Genomic DNA, 24,001 nt, shown 5'->3' with positions numbered 1-24,001 from the left:
AAAATCACCTGAATAATCACAACTAGGGGGTTAAAGATGCTTGCCAATCAAACAATAATGCAGCACCAGATACGACCGGAAGCCTGTGAGCCGGTCCTCGAAGTCGAGCACCTCACGGTGGGCGTTCCCGGGGTCGGTGCCATCATCAACGACTTGAGCTTGACGATTCGGCGGGGTGAAATTCTGGCCTTGGTGGGAGAATCCGGCTCTGGCAAGAGCATGACCGCGCGTAGCCTGATGCGCCTGATGCCGTCCGGGATATCGATCCTGGAGGGATCGGTGCGTATCTGTGGCGAAGAGGTACTCTCGCTACCCGAAGACAAGTTCAATGAGTACCGCGGCGCCAGAATCGCGATGCTGTTCCAGCAACCGCACGTGATGCTGGATCCGACCTGCACCGTCGGTGCTCAGGCCGGCGAGGCATTACATGTCCACCAGCATCTGACGGCGAAAGAGGAGCACGAACGGGTCGTGCAGCTGTTCCGCGACGTCGGGATCCCGGAGCCCGAAGAGCGGATGAAGTGCTATCCGCACCAGATGTCTGGGGGGATGGCGCAGCGCGTGATGATCGCGGCGGCACTGAGCGCCGAGCCTGACCTGCTTATCGCCGATGAACCCACGACTGCGCTGGATGTCACCGTCCAGGCCCAGATCCTCCAGCTGCTGGATCGTAAGCGCCGGGAGAACAACCTTTCCATTCTACTGATTACACATGATCTTTCGGTTGTCTCGGCCATTGCTGACCGGGTCGCCGTGATGTATTCGGGAGAGATCGTGGAGCAGGGCACGACAGACGAGATCCTGCACCATCCTCGGCATCCCTACACCCAGTCGCTGATTCACTGCTCGCTCCTGCAGGCCGATGAGTCGGGGCAGCTGTATGCCATTCCGGGAAATCCCCCGGAACTGTTGTCGAAGATTGCGGGGTGCCGGTTCCGTTCGCGCTGCCAGGTCGCCGAAAAGTGGGGGCACCCCGAGATCTGCTCGAGGATAGCTCCGCCGATGGTCGAGCATGACGGAGCCGGCTGCTGCGCGCGGTGCTGGGTCGGGGCATCAGATGACATCCAGGCCCAGGCCATCAGGATCTGTCAGTCCGACGTGGAGGGCAATCATGATGGCTGTTGAGGCACGAACCGACCCGACGGCGCCGATTCTCCAGATAGCGGACGCCGTCAAATACTACCCGCTGCGCGGCGGTCTCTTCCGCCAGCGGCGACAGGTGCGCTCGGTGGATGGCATCAGTCTTTCCGTGACTCCGGGCGAATCCCTGGGCCTGGTAGGCGAATCGGGCTGCGGCAAGAGTACCCTGGCGCGGCTGATTCTCGGCATGTCATCGCTGACTTCGGGCCATATCGATATCGATGGTATCGACGTCTCGTCGGCCAGGGGCAGCGAGCGCAAGCGTCTGCGGCGTACCGTCCAACTGGTGTTCCAGGATCCTTTCAGTGCACTTGACCCTCGCATGACGATAGGCCGCAGCCTGTATGCTCCGCTGTCTCAGAACCGCATCGGTACCCGGTCAGAGAGGCTGCAACGGATCATCCGTGCCCTGGACGATGTCGGCCTGGACTCGAGCTTCATCAACCGCTTCCCCAGCCAGTGCTCCGGGGGGCAGCTGCAACGGGTGGTGATCGCGCGTGCCCTGCTGCTCGAACCGCAGGTGCTGGTGTGCGATGAGCCGACCTCGGCGCTCGATTCCTCGATGCGATCGCAGATCCTGAACCTCCTGGCATCGCTCAAGAAGCGCTACAACCTCACCCTGGTGGTGATCTCCCATGACCTGCGCGTGGTGCATTACCTTTGTGATCGCGTTGCGGTGATGTATCTGGGACGCATCGTGGAAGTCGCCGAGAGCGAGGAGCTCTTCGCGAACCCGCTGCATCCCTATACCCGTTCGCTGATCAATGCCTCCATGCTCGAGGAGAAGGGGCTCGAGGGGTGTGCGATGGCACGTGGTGAACCGCCAAGCCCGATTGCTCCGCCGCCGGGTTGCAGTTTCCATCCCCGCTGTCCCATTGCCAGGCCGGAGTGCGGCAGTGCCCTCCCGGAATTGATCGCCACCAGTGATGGGCACCGGGTTCGCTGCCCCTACCATGCCGCTGATTCAGGGGAAAGTGACCCCGCCAGTCGGGTAGACATGGCGGCAGTGAGTTCCGGTTAGCGGGGTGGATCATGTTCGAGCCTTTACAAGATTGGCGATACCGGCGTCTGTTCTCAGCCCAGTGCATCGCGCTGCTGGGCACGGGCCTTGCCACCATCGCGTTGGCGCTGCTGGCCTTCGAGCTGGCGGAGGAGCGGGCGGGGGTGGTCATGGGCACGGCGTTGGCCATCAAGATGTTCGCCTATGTCATCATCGCACCGCTGGCTCAGGCCTTCGCCGAACGCTTGCCCCGGCGCCTGGTGCTGATCGTGTTGGAAGTGATGCGTGGCAGCGTGGTGCTGTTGCTCCCCTTCGTCACGGCGGTGTGGCAGGTCTACGTACTGATTTTTGTGCTGCAGTCGGCGTCGGCGGCGTTCACGCCGACGCTGCAGGCTACCATTCCCGCCGTGTTGCGAGAGGAGCGCCGCTATGTCAAGGGGCTAGCCCTGACACGACTGGCGCATGACCTGGAGAACCTGCTCAGTCCCTTATTGGCCGCTTACCTGTTGACCCTGGTCTCCTTCAACCTGCTGTTCGTCGGGACGGCGATCGGGATGTTCGCGTCGGCGGCGATCATCGCCATGACGGCACTTCCCCACTTCGAGCGCGCCGAGCAGCGCTCTTTCGCCACCCGTGCACTGCGTGGGGTGAAGATCTTTCTCCATACCCCCAGCCTGAAGGGACTCACCGCCATCCACTTTGCCATCGCCGCGGGTGGTGCCATGGTATTGGTGAATACCGTGGTCTACGTGCAGAGCGTGCTGGGGCTGGGGCAACGGGACGTGGCCCTTGTGATGGCCTGCTTCGGTGCCGGTTCCATGGCGGTGGCGCTGCTGGTGCCGCACCTGCTCGATCGTGTCAAGGACCGAACCATCATGCTGGCGGGTTGCATCATCACGGTGGTTGCACTGGGCATCGGGGTGCTGGTCCCGCAGAGCTTATGGAGCCTGCTGCTGCTGTGGCCCATGCTGGGCGCCGCCCTGGGGGCAGGCGTGACCACGGCAGGACGGGTACTGCTCCACTCGTCCAGGGAAAGTGATCGTCCCGCCGTTTTCGCGGCACATTTCTCCATTGCCCATGCGACCTGGCTGGTGACCTATCCCGTTGCCGGCGTCGTAGGAGCCCGATATGGCCTCGACACTGCCTTCCTGGTGCTTGGCGTGATGGCTGCGCTGGGCACCCTGCTGGCCATGCGTGCCTGGCCGGCCGGACTCGTGCTGACGGTGGAGCATGAGCATGTCGACCTGCTCCCCGACGATCCACACCTGATGGATGCCTATGGCAGGCGTCATGCCCACCCCATCGTGATCGACGATCTGCATGGCAGCTGGCCAGCTCCGGGGGGCAGAGTGGGGCGCCTTTAAGGAATCGTTGAACAAACCGCCGAGGGAGATGAAGCGCAAGGCGCACGGAGCACAGGAACCGGAGCATATGGGGTATATGTGAGGATTCCGAGCACCGCGCAACGCAGCGATTCGCTCGCGCAGGCATTTGTGCAGTGTTTCCTCAATGGGTGTCGACCACTACTGTCCGGCCTCATGCGTGGAGAGGCCGCACGCTGAGTGCGCAGACTCAAATAGTTCAATGGTTAGGGTGAAATGCCCACTATTCCCATCATAAGGTTACCTGCCGTGTCTCCATCGATAAAGCACATCCCAAGCGACGAGAACCTTCCTCCCTCGGCGGACATCGTCATCATAGGCGGCGGCATCATCGGCGCAACCGCAGCTTATTTTCTGGCCAGACGGGGCCTTTCAATCGCCCTGATCGAGAAGGGCTATGTCGGCTGCGAACAGTCGAGCCGCAACTGGGGCTGGTGCCGACAGCAGAACCGTGATGCCCGCGAATTGCCGATCTCCGGTATAGCCATGCGGCTATGGGACGAACTCACGGCGGAGGTAGGCATTGACCTCGGGTTTCGCCGTTGCGGCCTCCTGTACGCTACCGACGATGCCAAGCAACTCGCCCAATGGGAAGCGTGGCTAGATACGGCACGCCAGTTTGGCATCAATACACGGATACTAAGCCCTGCGGAGGCGACCTCCGCGATTCCGTCTGTAGGGCGCAAATGGCTGGGCGGCGTCCACTCCGTCGATGATGGCAAGGCGGAGCCCGCCCTCGCGGCGCCGGGGATTGCCGAGGGGGCGCGCATGCGTGGCGCCAGCATCCACCAGAACTGTGCCGCTTATGGTCTCGATATCACCAATGGTGCAGTGACGGGGGTGATCACCGAAAAAGGGGTTATCCGCACCAATGCGGTCCTGTGCGCCGCCGGGGCCTGGGCATCGGCGTTCTGCCGGCGGCATGGGATCCGCTTCCCCCAGGCGAGCGTGCGTCAGACCGCGCTGCGTACGCGACCGGCGCCAAACCTCGGGGAGGCGCTCTACACACGGGATTGCACGCTTACTCGTCGCCTCGATGGCAGCTATACCGTGGCCCTCAGTGGCAAGACAAGGCTTGAAATCACGCCGCAGGGCATCCGCTACGGGAGGGAGTTCCTGCCCATGTTCATCAAGCGGTTGGGCGCCATGGAGTTCGGCGTTGGCAAATCTTTCATTCACGGCCCCGAAGGGTCGGCCGGCTGGGGTTCGGACAAGCCCTCCGCGTTTGAGCGCAACCGTGTGCTCGATCCCGCGCCCAGGTCGGCGGCCGCGATTTTTAAACAGATCAAAAAGCGGTTCCCGGCTCTGGCGAACATCGAAATGGCCGAATCCTGGGGGGGCTATGTGGATTGCACGCCCGACGCGGTGCCGGTGATCTCCGCCGTGGATGGGATATCAGGCTTCGTTCTTGCGGCGGGTTGTTCCGGACATGGGTTCGGCCTGGGGCCGGGGCTCGGTCATTTGGCGGCAGACCTGGTCGCCAACGATACCCCCTGTGTCGATCCCAAGCCCTACAGCCTCTCGCGCTTGACGGATGGTTCCAAGGTGAAGGTGGGTGCGATTTAACCCAGGCCAATCGTGACCAGCACTGCTTTGCGTCGCCGACGCTTCTCCGGCGCCGCGTCTTGCACAGGCACGTACAGTGCCGTCATGCAGCGAAATGCAGAACAGGAGAGTCAGTATGAAGGTCAATCAGGCTTCTGTGGAGAAAGCCAGGCTTCAAACGCTCGAAACCCCGTGTCTGATACTTGATGCGGATCGTATGGACCGTAATATCCGGCGTCTGAAGTCCCATCTGGCTACCCTCGGGCCTGGGTTGCGGCCGCATCTGAAAACGGGGAAGTCGGTAGAGGTGGCCCGGCGGGTCATGATGAGCATTGCAGGCCCGGCAACGGTTTCGACGTTGAAGGAGGCGGAGCAATTCGCCGCCGCCGGCGTGCGTGACATCATCTATGCCGTCGGCATCGCGCCCGGCAAATTGGGCCGGGTGCTGGCCTTGCGAGCTGCGGGTGTGGATATTGCCGTCATTCTCGATAGCGTCGAGCAAGCGCGCCTGGTTGCCGACGCGTCTCGCGAGGCGAATACCCGCATTCCCGCGCTGATCGAAATCGATTGCGACGGCCATCGTTCGGGCGTGTTGCCGGACGAAACCCAAAGACTGGTGGAGATTGGCCGCGCCCTCCACGAGGGGGGGGCCGAGTTGCGCGGGGTGCTCACCCATGCCGGCGGCAGCTATTCCGCTCGGGGCCGAGCTGCGCTCGAGCAGTGCGCCGAAGCAGAGCGTGCGGGGGCGGTCAAGGTGGCGGAAGCCCTGCGTAAAGCGGAGTTGCCATGTCCAGTGGTCAGCGTTGGTTCCACGCCTACGGCCCATTTCAGCCAGGATCTTACCGGCGTCACCGAAGTCAGGGCCGGCGTTTTCGTTTTCTTCGACCTGGTCATGGCCGGAATCGGCGTCTGCCAGGTCGAGGACATTGCCCTCTCGGTGCTGGCCACGGTCGTCGGGCATCAGCCGGAGAAGGGATGGATTCTCGTCGATGCGGGCTGGATGGCCATGTCACGGGATCGCGGCACCGCCAAACAGGAGGTCGACCAGGGGTACGGTCTGGTTGGTGACGTGCACGGCAAGCCCTACGGCGACCTGATCATGGCGGATGCCAATCAGGAGCACGGCGTCATCGCCCTGCGCCCTGGATCAAAGGGTACTCTTCCCGAGCTACCGATTGGTACTCGGGTCCGCATCCTGCCCAACCACGCCTGCGCCACCGGCGCCCAGCATGGCAGCTATCATGTGGTTCGCGACGGTTCCGATGTCGTTGAAGCCGAATGGCTGCGTTTCGGAGGCTGGTAACGAGCGATAGTCGTCCTTCCGATATTGCGGGAAAAGGCAGAGGTGTCACCAACGCTGCCACTCAGATCGCCAGATGGCGTTCGACGAGCGCGACATGCAGGCGAATTCCGATTCCCAGCACATCGTCGTTGAAGTCGTAACGGGGATGGTGCAGCGGTACCTCCGCATCGCCGCGCCCCTGACCCAACCAGATATAAGCGCCCTTGCATGCGTTTAGCATGAACGCGAAATCCTCCGAGGTGAAGGCCGGGTCCGGAGCGAGTTCGGCGCGGGCAACGCCGGCCGCGGCGGCCAGTGCCTCGTCGGCGGCAGCCGCGTCATTGACCGTCGCCGGGTAGTAGCGCTGGTAGGTCACGGTCACGCGCGTGCCGCTGGCCAGGGCCACGCCCTCAGCGACCTGCCGCAGGGATTCCTCTATCTTGTCCTGCACCGCGCTATCGAAGGTGCGGACAGTACCGACGACACGGACCGCAGCGGGCAGGACGTTGTGCGAACTCCCTCCTTCAATCTGGGTAACCGAGAGCACCGCCGTGGACATCGGCGGAATCCGGCGAGACACTAGTCCGTTGAGCTGGGTGACGAGATCGCTTGCCGCCAGGATCGCGTCCGGTGTCTTGTGCGGCATTGCGGCATGAGCACCACGTCCCTCAACCAGGATTTCGAACTTGTCGGCCGCCGCCATGATCGGCCCCGGCCGTGTCGAAATTGTCCCGGCCGGAAGGTCCGGCCAGTTGTGGAAGGCGAAAATTCGGTCGCAGGGAAACCGCTCGAACAGCCCGTCTTCGACCATGGCGCGCGCGCCGGCGTGCCCTTCCTCGGCCGGCTGAAAAATGAAATGGACGGTACCGTCGAAGCGACGGGTACGCGCCAGCTGTTGGGCGGCGCCCAGCAGCATCGCCACATGGCCGTCGTGGCCGCAGCCATGGAAGACACCCGGGTTGCGGCTGGCGTAGGGCAGGCCGGTCTCCTCATGGATAGGCAGCGCATCCATATCGGCACGCAAGCCGATGGCACGATCGGATCTGCCTACCTTCAAGGAGGCGACGACACCGGTTCCGCCGATGCCCGTGTGAACCTCCAGTCCGAGTTGGCGCAGCGCCTCTTCTATCTTGCGCGACGTACGGCGTTCTTCGTAGGCGAGTTCGGGGTTGGCATGCAGGTCGTGGCGAAACGATATCAGGGGTGCCACCAGATCACCGATTTCCGATGTCTTGTCAGACATTTTCAGCCTCCATCGAGCAGCTTCAGCCATATCCCGCTACCCATCCCGCAGGTTGCCGAGAGGTATCGAAAGGGGATGAGCAATGCCTCATATCATGCACGAGAGCGGCAGTAATATCTTGCCAATGCCGGGTGGTTTTATGGCATTTCCTACTGTTCGTTCTCTCAAATAAGCAGCCCGTACCGCATGGCTGGAGTTAAAGTGGTCGGTAATAGAAGACGTTTACTTTGTTCGCGCTTTAACACGCCTCCCCGTGTCGATGAGGCTGGGAAATGGAGACTCGTATGTCACCTACGACCGCGGCAGTTCAAATCCAGTATCGCCCCATGCTGGAAAGCGACATTCCCGCAGCGCACACGCTTTCCCAGGCGGTGCACTGGCGACACCGGCCGGAAGACTGGCAGCTCCTGCATCGCCTCGGTGGCGGTTTCGTTGCAGAGTGCGATGGCAGCGTGATCGGTACTGCCTTGTGGTGGCCTCATGGCGACGACCATGCGTCGCTCGGCATGGTCATCGTCTCGCCGTTGGCCCAGGGGCGGGGCATTGGCCGCGAGTTGATGAACCGGCTGCTCGAGGCGATCGGTGAGCGCAACACCCTGCTTCACGCCACGCCGGCTGGGCAGCCCCTCTACGAACGGCTCGGCTTCGAGGTGATCGGTAAGATCCACCAGCACCAAGGCATCGTGGCCTCCCGCGAACCCGTCGCGCCTCCGCCGGGCACGCGCCTGCGGGCGGCCGAGGCGGGCGATGCTGCCAAGCTGGCCGAGCTAGCCTCCCGCGCCGCCGGCATGCCGCGTACGCAGGTCGTGAGCGAGCTGCTGCGCACCGCCGAAGGTGCCGTCATCGAGGACGCCAACGGCAATCCGGTCGGCTTTGGCATCCTGCGCAGCTTCGGGCAAGGCGGCGTCATCGGTCCGCTCGTTGCCCTCGATCCGGAGCACGCCAGCGCGCTGCTCAGTCACTTGGCTGCGACGCGCACCGGCTCCTTCGTGCGTATCGACATGTCCGATGAGCACGGGTTGGATTCCCTGCTGAGCGAGCTGGGGCTGGCGCACGTCGATACCCCGGTCGCCATGGTGCGGGGTGAGTCCCCACAGGTCGATCCCGGCATCCGCCAGTTTGCGATCGCCAGCCAGGCGTTTTTCTGAGCCCAGTCACTACGAGCCCCCGGTTTCTTGTCCATTTCGGGAACTCATTCTCAAGGATCGACTTCTATGACCTCGCCCATCGCACATCTCAACAGCGCGGACCGTCTCGAACGCATGTTCATCGACGGCGAATGGACCTTCCCTGAGACCTTGACCCGAACAGACGTTATCGACCCTTCGACGGAGGAGCCCATTGCCGAGATCGCCCTGGGCAGTAGTGCGGATGTCGATACGGCGGTGGCCGCGGCGAGGCGTGCATTTGCGGGCTGGGCCGCCACCTCGCCCGAGAGCCGGGCCCAGTTTCTGGATCGCATCCACGCCTTGATTCTCGAGCGCGCAGAACTGTTTGCTCAGGCGATCTCTCAGGAGATGGGGGCTCCCATTGGCTATGCGCGCAGCACCCAAGTACGGCTTGCGGCGGAGCACATCCGCGTGGCGCGGGACAATCTGGCCACCTATCCCTTCATCACCCATCGTGGCACCACAGCCATCATGCGCGAGCCGATCGGTGTGTGCGGCCTGATCACCCCCTGGAACTGGCCGCTCTACCAGATCACCGCCAAGGTGGGGGCCGCCTTGGCGGCTGGATGTACGATCGTGCTGAAGCCAAGTGAGCTGTCACCCCTTAGCGCCTTGCTCTTCGCGGAGGTGGCGCAGGACGCCGGCATTCCGGCGGGCGTCTTCAACCTCCTGAACGGTGATGGCCCCGGGGTCGGTGCGGCTCTCTCGTCCCATCCCGACGTGGACATGATCTCGCTGACGGGCTCGACCAGGGCGGGTGTCCTGGTAAGCCAGGCGGCCGCCCCGACGGTGAAACGGGTGGCTCTTGAACTCGGGGGCAAGTCGCCCAACGTCATCCTGCCGGATGCGGACCTGAGCCGTGCCATCGCCCCCGGCGTGGCGGCCGCGTTCCGCAACCTCGGGCAGTCCTGCAGCGCACCCACACGCATGATCGTGCCCCGCCAGTACCTCCAGGAGGTCGAGCGGCTCGCCTGTGCTGCGGTATCCGAGATGGTCGTCGGCGATCCACGCTTGGAACAGACGACCCATGGCCCTGTGGCGAACCGCGCCCAATTCGAGCGGGTGCAGGAGATGATCGCCGTCGGGATCGGTGAGGGCGCACAGCTGGTGTGCGGCGGGCCTGACCGGCCGGAGGGCCTGAACCGGGGCTTCTATGTCCGCCCCACCGTCTTCTCCGAGGTGCAGTCTCACATGAGGATCGCTCAGGAGGAAATTTTCGGGCCGGTCCTCTGTATCATTCCCTATGACACTATTGATGAGGCCGTGGCGATTGCCAACGACACCATCTATGGCCTCGGCGCACATGTCCAGGGCGGGAATCTCGAGACGGCACGGGCAGTGGCGGCTCGGATTCGCTCTGGGCAGGTACATATCAATTATCCGGCCTGGGACCCCAACGCACCCTTTGGCGGCTACAAGCGTTCGGGAAATGGCCGTGAATACGGCATTGAGGGCATGGAAGAGTATCTGGAGACGAAAGCCGTCCTCGGTTTCTAGTTAGCGCCCGAGCATTGCCATCTTCCAGCTCGTTGATGAGGTCGGTGATGATAAGGGGGCCGTAGATACGAATGGTACCTTCGGCCCCTCAGTGCTACGCCAGCTCGTTGGGATAGCCGGCTTCCTCGAGGACAGCGGCAAGGGCTGTTGTATCGGCGCTACTCTTGATCGTCACGTGCTGTTTCGTGAGGTCGATCTCGATGTTGGCATCGGCATCAACAGACTTGATAGCGGTCGTGACGGTCGAGGCACAGTGGCCACAGGTCATCTTGGGTACTTTGAGCGTCAACATGGTCCTGCTCCTTCTGGGTTGGGAGTTCTTAGCCTAAAGCTTCCTACTATTGGAAGGTCAAGCGCCAAACGAAATGATCGATGCGTTCATGAAAATCAATACAAGACACCTGACGCCTGTTCCGAAGTTTCCTATCATGGGAAGGAATGACCCGGTTCCGTTAAGTCGGCGGAAGTAGCGGGACAGCTCCCAGCCCAAGGAACCAGCAGGCCGCCATCGACAGGGCGCTAGTCCCGTAGCCGATGGCTATGTCACTGCAGCTGAACGCCCTCGCGGATCGGTGGCTTGATAATGTGAGGTATCCAAAATGAATATCGGACAAGCGGCGAAGGCATCCGGCATCTCGGGAAAGATGATTCGCTACTACGAGAGTATCGGCCTCATTGCCCCGGCCAATCGGACGGAGTCGGGGTATCGGATCTTCAGCGAGAAGGACGTCCACGCGCTTCGTTTCATTTCCCGGGCCCGGGGTCTGGGTTTCTCGGTGGAGCAGATGGGCAACCTGCTCGCCCTGTGGCAGGACCGTCATCGGGCCAGCGCCGACGTCAAGGCCGTCGCCCAGGCGCACATCGAGGAGCTGGACCTCAAGATCAAGAAGCTGCAGGACATGCGCCAGACCCTGGAGCACCTGGTGGATCATTGCCACGGAGACAAGCGGCCGGATTGCCCGATCCTGAGCGGTCTGGCGGCAGAGGGTGTTGCAGAAAGTACCGAACTGGAATCCGAGACCTCCTAGCATGTGGGCTGCGCGTTACCTGGGTTTCTCCGCCATCACCACGGCGCGCCTTGGCGCCGGGTAGCCCTCGCGGGTCTTGCTCGGGTCGGCCGGGTCGAGAAAGTCGGCCAGCGACTGGAAGGTCATCCACTCGGTGGTGCGCTGCTCGTCCAGTGAGGTGGTGGCTTCGTCCACCACGCGGACGTTAATGAGCCCGCAGCGTTCGAGCCACTGGCATAGCGCTTTCGAAGACGGCAGGAAATAGACGTTGGGCATGGCGGCGTAGCGTTCGCCCGGTAGCAGCACGGTGGTCTCGTCGCCTTCCACGACCAGCGTTTCCAGTACCAGTTCACCGCCGGGGCGCAGGGCGTCCTTCAATTGCAGCAGGTGCTCCAGCGGCGAGGGGCGGTGGTAGAGCACCCCCATCGAGAACAACGTATCGAAGAATGCTAGCCGCTCGGGTACGTCCTCGATGCCCACCGGCAGGAAGTGGGTGCGTCCGCCATCGGCATCGCCGATGAAGTGGCGCAGCGCCTGGAACTGGTAGAAGAAACGCGGCGAGGGGTCGATCACCAGCACGAAGGCGGCACCGGCGCCGGCCATGCGCCAGGCGTGGTAGCCGCTGCCGCCGCCCACATCGAGCACCCTGCGGCCGTCAAGCGAGGCCAGGTGCGGGGCGACCCGTTGCCACTTCCAGTCGGACCGCCATTCGGTGTCGATGTGAATGCCGGCGAGCCGGTAGGGGCCCTTGCGCCACGGCATCAGCTTGCGCAGCAGGTTCTCGCACTGTCGGCGCTGGCTGTCGTCCAGCGCGCAATCCACCGTCAGCGTGTCGCTGTCGAGTTGTACGTCGCGGGCCTGGGGCAGGGCGGGTAGCTTGGCCACCGCTTTCTCCCAGGCCGGCAGGTCGCCGTAGCGCTTGCGGTCGAGCCCGCGGGCCAACTGCTCCGGCAGGCGGGCCAGCCAGCTATCCAGCCCCTGGTCGATAAAGGCGCGGTAAAGAGGGCGCTGTTCAGGAGGAATTGCCACCTCAGGCCTCCTTGAACGCGATCAGCGAGGCGAAGTTGAGGTACTGGAACCAGGTCAGCGAGCGCGTGAAGCCGGCTCGGGTGAGCCGTGCGTGGTGCGCCTCGAGGGTGTCCGGCACCAGCACGTTCTCCAGCGCCGTGCGCTTCTGGCTGATTTCCATTTCGCTGTAGCCATTGGCGCGCTTGAAGTCGTGGTAGCGCTCCACCCGCCAGGCGTTGTCGCGCTCATCGGGGTCGACCACCTTCTCCGAGAGTACCAGCACGCCACCCGGTTCCAACGCCGCGTACAGGCGCGCCAGCAGGGTCTCACGGTCCTCGGGCGGCAGGAACTGCAGGGTGAAGTTGAGGATCACCATGCCCGACGGCTGGTAGTCGAGGGTGCGGATGTCGCCCTCGATGACCTCGATGGCGTGCTGTGGGCACTCGGCGGCGAGGGTCTCGCGGGCGCGGGCGACCATGGCCGGAGAGATGTCCACTGCGGTGAGACGGAAGGCGTCTGCAGGCAACTGGCCGGCCAGCGCCAGGCTGGCGGCACCCAGCGAGCAGCCCAGGTCGTAGACATGAGCGCCGTGGCGCAGGTGGCGTCCGGCGATCAGCCCCAGCATGCCGAGGATCTGGCCATAGCCCGGTACCGAGCGGCGGATCATGTCGGGGAAGCAGGCCACCACCCGTTCGTCGAAGGAGAAGCGCGCAACCCGGTCCAGGGGTGTGGAAAAGATCGCGTCGCGATAAGATGCGTCACTCATGAGCAAGCCGGTAACGTGGGACAGGCCAGCATTCTACGCCTGCCGCCGTCCGGCTGCACGGATGGCGCGCCGTGTCGCCGCCGAGACACGGGGAGCCGGCATGTGTGCGACATCCCGATGCGCCCGCGCTGTGGATTTACAGGCGGATACAAGGCTAGCCTGTGAGCGAAGGATTTCGCCCGTCTTGGGCTAGCCGTCAACGACGCGGTTGCTCCCGCAAGACGTCAAGGAGGATTGCTATGAACCACGCCCCAATCGACCAGACTGGCGCCTGGCAGCGGCTGATGGAGCATGCCGAGGAGATGCGCACGACCCATCTGCGCGAGTTGTTCGTCGATCAGGCGCGAGGCAGTGCCTTCATGCGCCAGGCAGCGGGACTGACCCTCGACCTGTCGAAGCAGCGCTGGAGCGACACGACGCTCGCGCTGCTGCTGGATTTGGCCCGCGAAGCCCGGGTGCCGGAAGGTATCCAGGCACTGTTGGGTGGAAAGCACGTCAACGTCAGTGAGGATCGCCCGGCACTGCATACGGCCCTGCGCCTGCCCCCGGAGGCCTCATTGATCGTCGATGGCGAAGATGTGGTGCCCGGCGTGCATGCCTCGCTGGATCGCATGGCCACCATGGTCGAGCGCCTGCATGCTCGGCAGTGGCGCGGCGCCACCGGTCGGCCAATCCATGACGTGGTCAACCTGGGCGTGGGCGGCTCCGATCTCGGCCCGCTGATGGTGACCCATGCGCTGGCCGACTATCGACCCGCCGATGCCCACCATGTCGAGGTGCACTTCGCCTCCACCATGGACGGCTCGCAGCTTGCCGACTACCTCAACCGCTTCAACCCCGAGACCACGCTGTTCGTGATCTCATCGAAGTCCTTTACCACCATCGATACCCTGTCGAACGCACGCACTGCCCGCGACTGGCTGATGGCGCGGCTGGTGAACGACGGTATCCAGGGAGTGGACGAGGAAATGGTGATGCGCCAGCACTTCGTCGGGGTCTCGGCCAAGCCCGAGAAGATGAGCGAATGGGGTATTGCCGAGGCCAATCAACTGCTGTTCTGGGAGTGGGTCGGCGGCCGCTACTCGCTGTGGGGCGCCATTGGACTGCCCATCGCCTTGGTGGCTGGCATGGCCAACTTTCGCGAGCTGCTGGCCGGCGCCCATGCCATGGACGAGCATTTTGCCAAGGCCTCTCTGGGTGACAACCTGCCGGTGCTGCTGGCGCTGGCAGGCATCTGGAACGTCAACTTCCTCGACATCCGCGCCCACTCGATCCTGCCCTACGATGGCCGGCTGGAGCACTTCGCCGCCTACCTCGAGCAGCTCGAGATGGAGTCCAACGGCAAGTCGGCTACCCACGAGGGTCGCCAGGTCAGCTACTCGACCTGCCCGGTGCTATGGGGGCAGCTCGGCCCCAATGCCCAGCACGCCTTCTACCAGCTGCTGCACCAGGGGACCCAGCCGGTGGTGTGCGACTTCATCGCTCCGCTCAAGCGTTACGATGACGTGGAAGATGTGGCGACCCGCAGGCATTTGATGTCCCAGCATCGCCTGACACTGGCCAACTGCTTCGCCCAGTCGCGCCTGCTGATGCTCGGCGACGATGCCATCGACGAGCCTGGCGAGCGGCCCGGGCACAAGCGATACCGTGGCAACCAGCCCTCCACCACCCTGCTGCTCGATCGCCTGACGCCCGCTACCCTGGGAGCGCTGATCGCGCTCTATGAGCACAAGGTGTTCGTCCAGGCCGCCATCTGGGGAATCAACCCCTTTGACCAGTGGGGCGTGGAACTGGGCAAGCAGATTGCAGGGGAGACCGAACGCATCCTGGCCGATCATCACGGCCATGAAGGCATGGATGCTTCGACCCGGGCCTTGCTCGAAGCGGTCTGGCATGCCGAGAGGGAGAACGATCGTTGAAGCAAGAAATTCGGGAGAGTGTAGAAGGGCTGGTAATGTATACAGTGGGTTCGGTATGCTGAACGCGCCCTTGGCGCCGCCGCCCGTCAGTGGTTTGCTCTACCTGCATGGCTTCAACAGCGGCTATGGCTCGCCCAAGGCGGTACTGATACGGGCCGCCTGCGCTGCACTGGCGCTACCCTGCGAGACGCCGCAGCTGCCGCATCGCCCCGCTGCGGCTCTGGAGCAGGCCGAGGCCCTGTTGGGCGGGCTGGGCTCGAACCCGCTGCTGGTCGGCAGCTCCATGGGTGGTTTTCTGGTCACCTGCCTGGCCGAGCGTCACGACCTGTCGGCCGTACTGGTCAACCCAGCGGTGCGGCCGGCGCGGCTGGTGTCGGAGTGGGTCGGAGAAGCCTTCGTCAATGAGCATACCGGTGAGCGCTTCGTCATCGAGACGGCTCACGGTGAGGAGCTGGAAGCGCTGACGCCGCGGCGTGTTTCCCCCGAGCGTTACCTGCTGCTGCTGGGGACTGCCGACGAGACGCTGGACCCGGCGGATGCTTTCGCGCTCTACCGGGGCGCCAGGACCCTCCTGCACCCCGGGGGGGATCACGTTTTCAGTATGCTGGAGACGTACCTACCGGCAATACTGGCCCATGGTGGGCATCGCCTGAGCCGTGGCGCGTGATCGCCGCAGCGTCGGGTTGAGCCCGCTGCTGCGGGACGGGCTCCAGGGAAGGAGCGGGAACCCAGCTGGGAGCGCAATCGAATTCGTAATGGCTTTGGGACACGCATGACACAGTACAGTGCCAGCTCAATCGAAGTTCTCTCCGGTCTCGACCCGGTGCGCAAGCGCCCCGGCATGTACACCGACACCACCCGGCCCAACCACCTGGCCCAGGAGGTCATCGACAACAGCGTCGACGAGGCGCTGGCCGGCCATGCCCGGGAAGTCACCGTGCGCCTGCTCGAGGATGGCGGCATCGAGGTTTCCGATGACGGCCGCGGCATGCCCATCGATATCCACCCCGAGCACGGCGTCTCGGGCATCGAGCTGATCCTCACCCGGCTCCACGCCGGCGGCAAGTTCTCCCAGTCCAGCTATCGCTTCTCCGGTGGCCTGCACGGTGTCGGCGTGTCGGTGGTGAACGCGCTGTCGCGGCGCCTCGAGGTCGAGGTGATGCGCGACGGCGCTCGCCACGGCATGGCCTTCGAGCATGGCGACAAGGTGTCGGAGCTGGCCGAGATCGGCAGCGTGGCCAAGCGTACCACCGGTACCCTGGTACGCTTCTGGCCGGACGAATCCTACTTCGACAGCCCGCGGCTGGCCATGGGGCGGCTCAAGCACCTGCTGCGGGCCAAGGCGGTACTCTGCCCGGGGCTCAAGGTTACCTTGGTGGAGACCGACGGCGCCGAGAGCGTATGGCAGTACGAGGATGGCCTGCGCGACTACCTGGCACAGGCCACCGATGGCTTCGAAGTGCTGCCGGCCTCGCCCTTGATCGGCCACTTCGCCGACGACGATCAGGCGGTGGACTGGGCCGTGCAGTGGCTCCCCGAAGGCGGCGAGACGCTGATGGAGAGCTACGTCAACCTGATTCCTACGCCCCAGGGCGGCACCCACGTCAACGGGCTGCGTTCGGGCCTGCTCGAGGCGCTGCGCGAGTTCTGTGAATACCGCAACCTGCTGCCGCGGGGCGTCAAGCTCACCGCCGAGGATCTGTGGGAGCGCGTCGCCTACGTGCTCTCGGTGAAGATGCTCGACCCGCAGTTCGCCGGCCAGACCAAGGAGCGCCTGTCGTCGCGCACCGTGGCGGCCTTCGTCTCCAGTGTGGTGAAGGACGCCTTCTCGCTGTGGCTCAACCACCACGTCGACCAGGCCGAGGCGCTGGCCGAGCTGGTCATCAGCGCCGCTCAGCGGCGCCAGAAGAGCGCCAAGAAGGTGGCGCGCAAGAAGGTCACCGCCGGCCCCGCACTGCCCGGCAAGCTGGCCGACTGCTCCGGCCAGGACCCGGCCCAGGGCGAGCTGTTCCTGGTGGAGGGCGACTCGGCCGGCGGCAGCGCCAAGCAGGCGCGCAACCGCGAGACCCAGGCGATCCTGCCGCTGCGCGGCAAGATCCTTAATACCTGGGAGGTCGACAGCCACGACATCTACGGCTCCCAGGAGGTTCACGACATCGCGGTTGCCGTGGGCATGGATCCGGGCAGCGACGATCTCAGCCAGCTGCGCTACCACAAGATCTGCATTCTCGCCGATGCCGACTCCGACGGCCTGCATATCGCCACGCTGCTATGTGCGCTGTTCGTGCGTCACTTCCCGGCGCTGGTAGATGCCGGCCACGTCTACGTCGCCATGCCGCCGCTCTACCGTATCGACCTGGGCAAGGAGGTGCACTACGCGCTGGACGAAAGCGAGAAGGCGGCGATACTGCGCCGCCTCGAGGGCAAGCGCGGCACGCCCAACGTACAGCGCTTCAAGGGCCTGGGCGAGATGAGCCCGCTGCAGCTGCGCGAGACCACCATGGCGGTGGAGACCCGCCGTCTGGTGCAGCTCACCCGCGAGGTCGGCGACGGCACCATGGAGATGATGGACATGCTGCTGGCCAAGAAGCGCGCGTCGGACCGCAAGAGCTGGCTCGAAGACTACGGCAACCTCGCGGATATCGAAGTCTGAGCTACGAGCTACGAGCTACGAGCTACGAGCTACGAGCTACGAGCAGTGGGTTCGAAGCCCGAAGCCCGAAGCTCGCGGCTCGCAGCTCTTCCAGAACGTTTCGTGCGGGCACGGCCCGCGATTTTTCCATGATGGCAGATAGGGCGCAGAACCCATGACCATGGATATCCAGGTGGCGGAGGGCGACGTCGAGCGTCTCTCGCTGCGCGAATACACCGAGAAGGCGTACCTCGACTACTCGATGTACGTCATCCTCGACCGGGCGCTGCCGCACATCGGCGACGGCATGAAGCCGGTACAGCGGCGCATCGTCTACGCCATGCGCGAACTGGCTTTGAATGCCAGTGCCAAGTACAAGAAGTCGGCGCGTACCGTCGGCGACGTGCTGGGCAAGTTCCACCCCCACGGCGACAGCGCCTGCTACGAGGCGATGGTACTGATGGCCCAGCCGTTCAGCTATCGCTATCCGCTAGTGGACGGCCAGGGCAACTGGGGCAGCCCCGACGATCCCAAGTCGTTCGCGGCGATGCGCTACACCGAGTCGCGCCTGTCGAAGTTCGCAGAGGTGCTGCTCGCCGAGCTGGGCCAGGGCACCGTCGACTGGACCCCCAACTTCGACGGCACCATGAACGAGCCGGTGGTATTGCCGGCGCGCCTGCCCCACGTGCTGCTCAACGGCGGCACCGGCATTGCCGTGGGCATGGCCACCGACATCCCGCCGCACAACGTGCATGAAGTGGTCGAGGCCACCTGCCACCTGTTGCGCCATCCCGAGGCAACCACCGGCGAGCTGATGCAGTACCTGCCGGCACCGGACTTCCCCACTGCGGCAGAGATCATCACCTCGCGTGATGACCTGCAGAAGCTCTACGAGAGCGGCCGCGGCTCGGTGAAGCTGCGCGCCCGCTATACCATGGAGGAGGGCAAGGTAGTGGTCACCGCGCTGCCCTACCAGGTCAGCGGGTCCAAGGTGCTCGAGCAGATTGCCGCGCAGATGCAGGCCAAGAAGCTGCCCATGGTGGACGATCTGCGCGACGAATCGACCCACGAGGAGCCGACCCGGCTGGTGATCGAGCCGCGCTCCAACCGCGTCGACATCGAGGCGATGATGGCGCACCTGTTCGCCACCACCGACCTCGAGAAGAACATTCGCGTCAATCTCAACGTGATCGGCCTCGACGGCCGGCCGCGGGTGATGCCGCTGCCGGACATGCTCGGCGAATGGCTCACCTTCCGCCGCAAGACGGTGCGCCGTCGCCTGGAGCATCGCCTGGGCAAGGTCGAGGACCGCCTGCATATCCTTGAAGGCCTGTTGGTCGCCTACCTCAACATCGACGAGGTGATCCGCATCATCCGCGAGGAGGACGAGCCCAAGAGTGCGCTGATGGAAGCCTTCGGTCTTTCCGACCGCCAGGCCGAGGCCATCCTCGAGCTGCGCCTGCGCCACCTGGCCAAGCTCGAGGAGATGAAGATCCGCGGTGAGCAGGACGCGCTGGAAGCCGAGCGCAAGCGCCTGAAGGAACTGCTCGGCAGCGAGGCCAAGCTCACCGACCTGATCGAGGAGGAACTGCGCGAGGCGGCACGCGAACATGGCGACGAGCGCCGTTCGCCCATCGTCGAGCGCGAGGAGGCCAAGGCACTCTCCGAGGTCGAGCTGATGGGGGCCGACCCCATCACCGTGGTGCTCTCCGAGAAAGGCTGGATTCGTGCCGCCAAGGGCCACGACATCGACCCCGAAGGACTTTCCTACAAGTCCGGCGACCGCTTCGCCCTGGCGGCCCGGGGCAAGACCAACCAGCCGCTGGTGCTGCTCGACGATACCGGCCGCGCCTACACCTTGGCCGCTCACAACCTGCCCAGTGCCCGCAGCCAGGGCGAGCCGGTCACCGGTCGAGTCAATGTGGTGGCCGGCGCCCACATGGCCGGATTGATGTTGGCCCCGCCCGAGACTCGCTACCTGCTCGCCAGCGACGGCGGCTACGGCTTCGTGGCCAAGCTCGATGAGCTGATCGGCAAGAACAAGTCGGGCAAGGCGGTGCTCTCGGTGCCCAAGGGCTGCCGTGTGATGGCGCCGATAAGAGTACCGGAAGGCGAAGACGTCTGGGTGGCGTCGGTTTCCAACGAGGGGCGGCTGCTGCTGTTCCCGCTGGAGCAGCTGCCCGAGTTGGCCAAGGGCAAGGGCAACAAGATGATCGATATCCCCGGGGCTCGAGCCGCCCGGCGCGAGGAACTGGTGCGCGATATCGCCCTGCTACCCGCCGGTGCGTCGCTGATCATCCATGCCGGCAAGCGTCATTTGACCCTCAAGGACGCCGATCTGGACTATTATCGCGGCGAGCGCGGCCGCCGCGGCAGCAAGCTGCCCCGCGGCCTGCAGAAGGTCGATAGGCTGGAAAGCTCGGCAGACTAAAGCCATAACCTGACGGCCAGGGGCAGGTCGAAGAGGAGGTCATTTGCCATGGATGGCAAATGTAGCGCCCAGGGATGGGGTCACAGCGCCTCCTCGAAGACCTGGCGCCGAAAGCCGTCCTATCAGCGTATCCTGAGGCATGCATGACACGACGACTGCTGATTCGCGCCACCGGCGCGGCACGACCCGGCCAGCTGGCCGGCCTGGGCCAGGCCATGGCGCGCAGTGGCGCAAGGCTGCTCGACATCAACCAGAGCGTGACCTTTGGCATGGTTTCGCTCGAGGCCCTGGTCGGGCTCGATCGCGACAGCGACCTGGAAGGGGCGCTCAACGAGGCCGGCGACAGCCTGGGCCTCGACGTGCAGGCCATCCAAGTCAGCGCCGAGGACTACCAGCGCTGGAGCGCACATGCTAGCCAGCCGCGGCTGATCCTGACTCTGCTGGCACCGCATCTGCCTGCCGGCATCCTTGCCGAAGTCGGCGCGCTTACCGCCGAGCACGGCCTCACCGTGGAACTGATCCATCGGCTTTCCGGGCGCGAGCCGCTGGATGGCGGCATACCGCGATTCGGCTCCTGCGTCGAGTGCTGGTTACGCGGCGAGGAGGTCGATCTCGACAGCCTGCGCGAAAAGGCGCTGGCGCTGGGCGCCATGCATGGCGTCGACATCGCACTCCAGGAAGACTCCATCTGGCGCCGCCATCGCCGCCTGGTCTGCTTCGACATGGACTCGACCCTGATCCAGGCCGAAGTGATCGACGAACTGGCGCGACGACACGGCGTCTATGAGGACGTCGCCGCAGTCACCGAGCGTGCCATGCGCGGCGAGCTCGACTTCCAGCAGAGCTTTCGCGAGCGCATGGCCAAGCTCAAAGGTCTGGATGAATCGGTGCTGGCCGAGATCGCCGAGGAACTGCCGCTGATGGATGGCGTCGAGCGGCTAATGAAGCACCTCAAGCGGCTGGGGTATCGCACCGCCATTCTCTCCGGTGGTTTCACCTATTTCGCCCGCCACCTGCAGGACAAGCTCGGCTTCGACGAGATTCATGCCAACGAGCTGGTGGTCGAGAATGGCAAGGTGACCGGCGAGGTACGCGAGCCGATCCTCGATGCCAACCGCAAGGCCGAGCTACTGCGCGAGATTGCCGCGCGCGAGGGGCTGGCCATGGAGCAGACCATCGCCGTGGGCGACGGCGCCAACGATCTCAAGATGCTCGCTGCCGCGGGGCTCGGCATCGCCTTTCGGGCCAAGCCGCTGGTGCGCAGCCAGGCACGCCAGTCGATATCGACCCTAGGCATCGATGCCGTGCTCTACCTGATGGGCTATCGCGAGGGAGACCTGGAGGACGAAAGCCGCGCGGGTTGACAGGCGGCACTGGTGAAGCGCGAGCAAGTGGCGTACCTTCGAAGGGCCTATCTCGAAGAACTATTACATCGGAGGTCGCCATGGCCCAAGCGCATTTCTCCGCGGAACTGCTGGACGAATTGAACCTGCTCTGTCTATACAATCTGGACACCACCCACGAAGGCCTCAAGGTGCATGCCGGCAGCGCCGCTACCGGGGCCGTAGCCGCTGCCTCGCGGCTGTATGCCAAGGGCCTGGTGACCCAGGCCGACGGCGGTTACCTGACACCCCGCGGGCGCGAGGCAGCCTTGCACGCGCAGGAACTGGCGGGCCTGCTGACCCCGGCTGAACTCACCACCTGAAGTCGCGCTATATCGGAAACGATGCTTCGAACTGCCCGAACTCGTGCGCCCGCCTGGATGCTCCAGGCGGGCGCCGTCATATGCATGCGGTACTCAGGTGTTGAGCACCACACCGCCGTTCAGATGCAGCGTCTGGCCGCTCATGTAGGAAGATTCCTCGCAGGCCAGGTAGACGTAGGCCGGGCCCATCTCGGAGGGCTGGCCGGCACGGTTCATCGGCACCTGGCCGCCGAAGGAAGCGACCTTCTCGGCCGGGAAGCTCGCCGGAATCAGCGGCGTCCACACCGGCCCCGGGGCTACGGCATTGATTCGAATGCCCTTCTCGGCCAAAGGGACGGCCAGTGAGCGTACCAGCCCTTGAATGGCGCCCTTGGTAGCGGTGTAGTCGATAAGAGAAGGGTTGCCCTTGAAGGCATTGATCGATGAGGTGCAGATGATGCTGTCACCCTCCCCCATGTGGGGCAGGGCCGCCTTGGTCAGGTAGAAGTGGCTGAATACGTTGGTCTGGAAGGTGCGCAGGAGCTGGTCGTCGGGAATGTCGGTGATATCGTCCCAGTCGTACTGCTCGGCGGCGTTGTGCACGACGATGTTGAGCTTGCCGAACTCCTGGAGCGTCTTGTCGACGATTTCCTGACAGAACGCGGGATCGCCCACGTCGCCCTTGAGCACCAGGCAGCGGCGTCCTTCCGCCTCGATCAGGGATTGCGTTTCGCGAGCATCGGTATCCTCCTCCAGGTGTACGGTGACGCAATCGGCACCCTCGCGGGCGTAATGCACGGCGACGGCGCGGCCGATACCGCTGTCCCCACCGGTGATGATCGCGACCTTGTCCTTGAGCTTGTCGGCGCCGCGGTAGCTCTCGCGAATGTACTCCGGCTGAGGGTCCATCTTGTACTCGGCGCCGGGCTGGTGGGGCTGCTCCTGAGGCGGTTGCTTGTCTTCGCTCATGTACTGAACTCCTTTTCCTTGGGAAACACTGCATAAATGTCTGCGCGTGCGAATCACTGCGTTGCGCGGTGCTGGTGCGCCAGCCCGGTCGAAATCCTCACCTATACCCCATAGGCTCCGGTTGACTCGCAGCCTTCGGCTTCTCGCCCCTTCGGGGCCAGCCTACGGCTGTTTGTCGCTTCGCTCGGTACTGTGCTCCGTGCGCCTTGTGCTTCATCCCGCTCGCCGATTTATCAGCGCTTCCCTTTGCACGTGATGATTTGAAGGTAGGCAGGCCGCAACCGCCAGGACAAGGCAGGGAGCGTGAATAAAGGTTTCGCTGTCGTAATGTCTGGTGAAACCGGCCGTGCCATGAATGGCGCGCCCCTCGTTTCACACCCGTGATACCATCACGCCGCCCCGACGGCCGGTGCCGGTAACCTGCGTCCGGCGGCTCTTCGGTTCCTGTCCTTTCGGATCCTGTCATGGAGTGCTTTCGAGAATGCCCATGAGTGCTTCCTTCGAGACTTGGCGCGACCGCTTCGAGCGTCTGCGCGCCCACAAGGCCTTCGAGCTGACGGTGATCACCATCATCGTCGTCTCGGCGCTGCTGATCGGCGCCAAGACCTACGAAGAGGAGGTCAGCCCCTTCCAGGAATGGCTGCTGCTGCTCGACACGGCGGTGACTGTCTTTTTCCTCGTGGAAATCCTGATCCGCATGGCGGCGGAGAAGCGTCTGCGTGACTTCTTCAAGCGCGGCTGGAACGTCTTCGATTTCCTCATCGTCACCGCCAGCCTGATCCCCATGGACGACTCGGAGATGGTGTTGCTGGCGCGGCTGTTGCGCATCTTCCGCGTGCTGCGCCTGGTATCGATGATCCCCGAGCTGCGCATGCTGATCGCGGCGCTGTTCAAGTCGATCCCGCGCATGGGCTACGTGGTGTTGCTGATGTTCATCATCTTCTACATCTACGGTGCCATCGGCAGTTTCCTGTTCGCCAGCGTCGATGAGAAGCTGTGGGGCAACATCTCGCTGGCCATGCTGACGCTGTTCCAGGTCGCCACCTTCGAGAGCTGGGCCACCGCGGTGCTTTACCCGACCATGGAGCACTACCCCTATGCCTGGATCTACTTCCTCACCTTCATCTTTCTCAATGCCTTCATCTTCCTCAACATGATGATCGGCATCGTGCTCGACGTGATGCAGAAGGAGAGCATTCAGGTGCAATTAGAGAGCGGCGAGGGCGAGGCTGCCGAGCTGCATGGCCTGCGCAGCGACGTGCGGGCGCTGAGCGAACAGCTGGCACGCATGGAGGCGATGCTGGAGCGGCGGGAGAAGTAAGTCTTC

Annotated in this window: 20 protein-coding genes; 15 read left to right on the top strand and 5 right to left on the bottom strand. The window is 64.0% G+C overall.

Going from position 1 to position 24,001, the window contains the following annotated elements; genetic code table 11:
* The first annotated feature begins 36 nt into the window (after nt 1-36).
* The 5 genes from ACUY1T_RS17930 (at nt 37) to ACUY1T_RS17910 (ending at nt 6,370) form a co-directional block, all read left to right on the top strand.
* Complete coding sequence (locus ACUY1T_RS17930) at nt 37-1,125, top strand: ABC transporter ATP-binding protein (protein WP_446024942.1); 1,089 nt, start codon at nt 37-39, stop codon at nt 1,123-1,125.
* The gene (locus ACUY1T_RS17925) at nt 1,112-2,161 is read left to right on the top strand and encodes an ABC transporter ATP-binding protein (RefSeq protein ID WP_446024941.1); all 1,050 of its coding nucleotides are present in this window, start codon (nt 1,112-1,114) and stop codon (nt 2,159-2,161) included. The genes ACUY1T_RS17930 and ACUY1T_RS17925 overlap by 14 nt, the downstream gene beginning before the upstream one ends.
* 11 nt (nt 2,162-2,172) lie before the next feature.
* Nucleotides 2,173-3,504 (top strand): MFS transporter, encoded by a 1,332-nt coding sequence (locus tag ACUY1T_RS17920; protein WP_446024940.1) that lies wholly within the window; start codon nt 2,173-2,175, stop codon nt 3,502-3,504.
* A 267-nt stretch (nt 3,505-3,771) separates the two neighbouring features.
* A complete protein-coding gene (locus ACUY1T_RS17915) occupies nt 3,772-5,088 on the top strand; it encodes an NAD(P)/FAD-dependent oxidoreductase (protein ID WP_446024939.1) in 1,317 nt (438 codons plus the stop codon).
* Between the two features lie 115 nt (nt 5,089-5,203).
* Nucleotides 5,204-6,370 carry a DSD1 family PLP-dependent enzyme gene (locus ACUY1T_RS17910; RefSeq protein WP_446024938.1) on the top strand — a complete coding sequence of 389 codons (1,167 nt, stop codon included), beginning with the start codon at nt 5,204-5,206 and terminating at the stop codon, nt 6,368-6,370.
* A 61-nt stretch (nt 6,371-6,431) separates the two neighbouring features.
* Here ACUY1T_RS17910 and ACUY1T_RS17905 read toward each other — a convergent pair whose 3' ends face one another.
* Nucleotides 6,432-7,592 (bottom strand): M20 aminoacylase family protein, encoded by a 1,161-nt coding sequence (locus ACUY1T_RS17905; RefSeq protein WP_446024937.1) that lies wholly within the window; start codon nt 7,590-7,592, stop codon nt 6,432-6,434.
* Nucleotides 7,593-7,876: 284 nt separating this feature from the next.
* Between ACUY1T_RS17905 and ACUY1T_RS17900 the strand changes: the two genes are divergently transcribed.
* Nucleotides 7,877-8,740: a GNAT family N-acetyltransferase gene (locus tag ACUY1T_RS17900; RefSeq protein WP_446024936.1), complete on the top strand. Its 864-nt coding sequence runs from the start codon at nt 7,877-7,879 to the stop codon at nt 8,738-8,740.
* Nucleotides 8,741-8,806: 66 nt separating this feature from the next.
* On the top strand, nt 8,807-10,258 hold the full coding sequence (locus tag ACUY1T_RS17895) for an aldehyde dehydrogenase family protein (RefSeq protein WP_446024935.1): 1,452 nt from the start codon (nt 8,807-8,809) through the stop codon (nt 10,256-10,258).
* A gap of 94 nt (nt 10,259-10,352) precedes the next feature.
* On the opposite strand, the gene ACUY1T_RS17890 is transcribed toward ACUY1T_RS17895, so the two are convergent.
* Nucleotides 10,353-10,550: a heavy-metal-associated domain-containing protein gene (locus ACUY1T_RS17890; protein ID WP_446024934.1), complete on the bottom strand. Its 198-nt coding sequence runs from the start codon at nt 10,548-10,550 to the stop codon at nt 10,353-10,355.
* A gap of 307 nt (nt 10,551-10,857) precedes the next feature.
* Between ACUY1T_RS17890 and cueR the strand changes: the two genes are divergently transcribed.
* A complete protein-coding gene (gene cueR / locus ACUY1T_RS17885; RefSeq protein WP_446024933.1) occupies nt 10,858-11,286 on the top strand; it encodes a Cu(I)-responsive transcriptional regulator in 429 nt (142 codons plus the stop codon).
* Nucleotides 11,287-11,301: 15 nt separating this feature from the next.
* On the opposite strand, the gene cmoB is transcribed toward cueR, so the two are convergent.
* Both cmoB and cmoA read right to left on the bottom strand, forming a co-directional pair.
* On the bottom strand, nt 11,302-12,294 hold the full coding sequence (gene cmoB, locus ACUY1T_RS17880; protein WP_446024932.1) for a tRNA 5-methoxyuridine(34)/uridine 5-oxyacetic acid(34) synthase CmoB: 993 nt from the start codon (nt 12,292-12,294) through the stop codon (nt 11,302-11,304).
* Nucleotide 12,295: 1 nt separating this feature from the next.
* On the bottom strand, nt 12,296-13,039 hold the full coding sequence (gene cmoA / locus ACUY1T_RS17875) for a carboxy-S-adenosyl-L-methionine synthase CmoA (RefSeq protein WP_446024931.1): 744 nt from the start codon (nt 13,037-13,039) through the stop codon (nt 12,296-12,298).
* 239 nt (nt 13,040-13,278) lie between these two features.
* Here cmoA and pgi point away from each other — a divergent pair, with 239 nt between their 5' ends.
* The 6 genes from pgi to ACUY1T_RS17845 all read left to right on the top strand — a co-directional run bounded on the left by pgi (nt 13,279) and on the right by ACUY1T_RS17845 (nt 21,726).
* A complete protein-coding gene (pgi, locus tag ACUY1T_RS17870) occupies nt 13,279-14,958 on the top strand; it encodes a glucose-6-phosphate isomerase (RefSeq protein WP_446024930.1) in 1,680 nt (559 codons plus the stop codon).
* A 55-nt stretch (nt 14,959-15,013) separates the two neighbouring features.
* Nucleotides 15,014-15,625 (top strand): YqiA/YcfP family alpha/beta fold hydrolase, encoded by a 612-nt coding sequence (locus ACUY1T_RS17865; RefSeq protein ID WP_446024929.1) that lies wholly within the window; start codon nt 15,014-15,016, stop codon nt 15,623-15,625.
* Between the two features lie 105 nt (nt 15,626-15,730).
* The gene (gene parE / locus ACUY1T_RS17860; RefSeq protein ID WP_446024928.1) at nt 15,731-17,611 is read left to right on the top strand and encodes a DNA topoisomerase IV subunit B; all 1,881 of its coding nucleotides are present in this window, start codon (nt 15,731-15,733) and stop codon (nt 17,609-17,611) included.
* Between the two features lie 154 nt (nt 17,612-17,765).
* Complete coding sequence (parC, locus tag ACUY1T_RS17855) at nt 17,766-20,021, top strand: DNA topoisomerase IV subunit A (RefSeq protein WP_446024927.1); 2,256 nt, start codon at nt 17,766-17,768, stop codon at nt 20,019-20,021.
* Between the two features lie 143 nt (nt 20,022-20,164).
* Nucleotides 20,165-21,385 carry a phosphoserine phosphatase SerB gene (gene serB / locus ACUY1T_RS17850; RefSeq protein WP_446024926.1) on the top strand — a complete coding sequence of 407 codons (1,221 nt, stop codon included), beginning with the start codon at nt 20,165-20,167 and terminating at the stop codon, nt 21,383-21,385.
* Between the two features lie 80 nt (nt 21,386-21,465).
* The gene (locus tag ACUY1T_RS17845; protein WP_446024925.1) at nt 21,466-21,726 is read left to right on the top strand and encodes a TIGR02647 family protein; all 261 of its coding nucleotides are present in this window, start codon (nt 21,466-21,468) and stop codon (nt 21,724-21,726) included.
* A gap of 93 nt (nt 21,727-21,819) precedes the next feature.
* Here ACUY1T_RS17845 and ACUY1T_RS17840 read toward each other — a convergent pair whose 3' ends face one another.
* Nucleotides 21,820-22,674, bottom strand: coding sequence for an SDR family oxidoreductase (locus tag ACUY1T_RS17840; RefSeq protein ID WP_446024924.1), 855 nt, complete (start codon nt 22,672-22,674; stop codon nt 21,820-21,822).
* A gap of 487 nt (nt 22,675-23,161) precedes the next feature.
* On the opposite strand from ACUY1T_RS17840, the gene ACUY1T_RS17835 reads away from it, so the two are divergent.
* Nucleotides 23,162-23,995, top strand: a complete 834-nt coding sequence (locus ACUY1T_RS17835; RefSeq protein ID WP_446024923.1) for an ion transporter — start codon at nt 23,162-23,164, stop codon at nt 23,993-23,995.
* Nucleotides 23,996-24,001 lie beyond the last annotated feature (6 nt).

The sequence above is a fragment of the Billgrantia sp. Q4P2 genome, from assembly GCF_052806135.1.
This window is presented reverse-complemented; position numbering and strand designations above follow the sequence as displayed.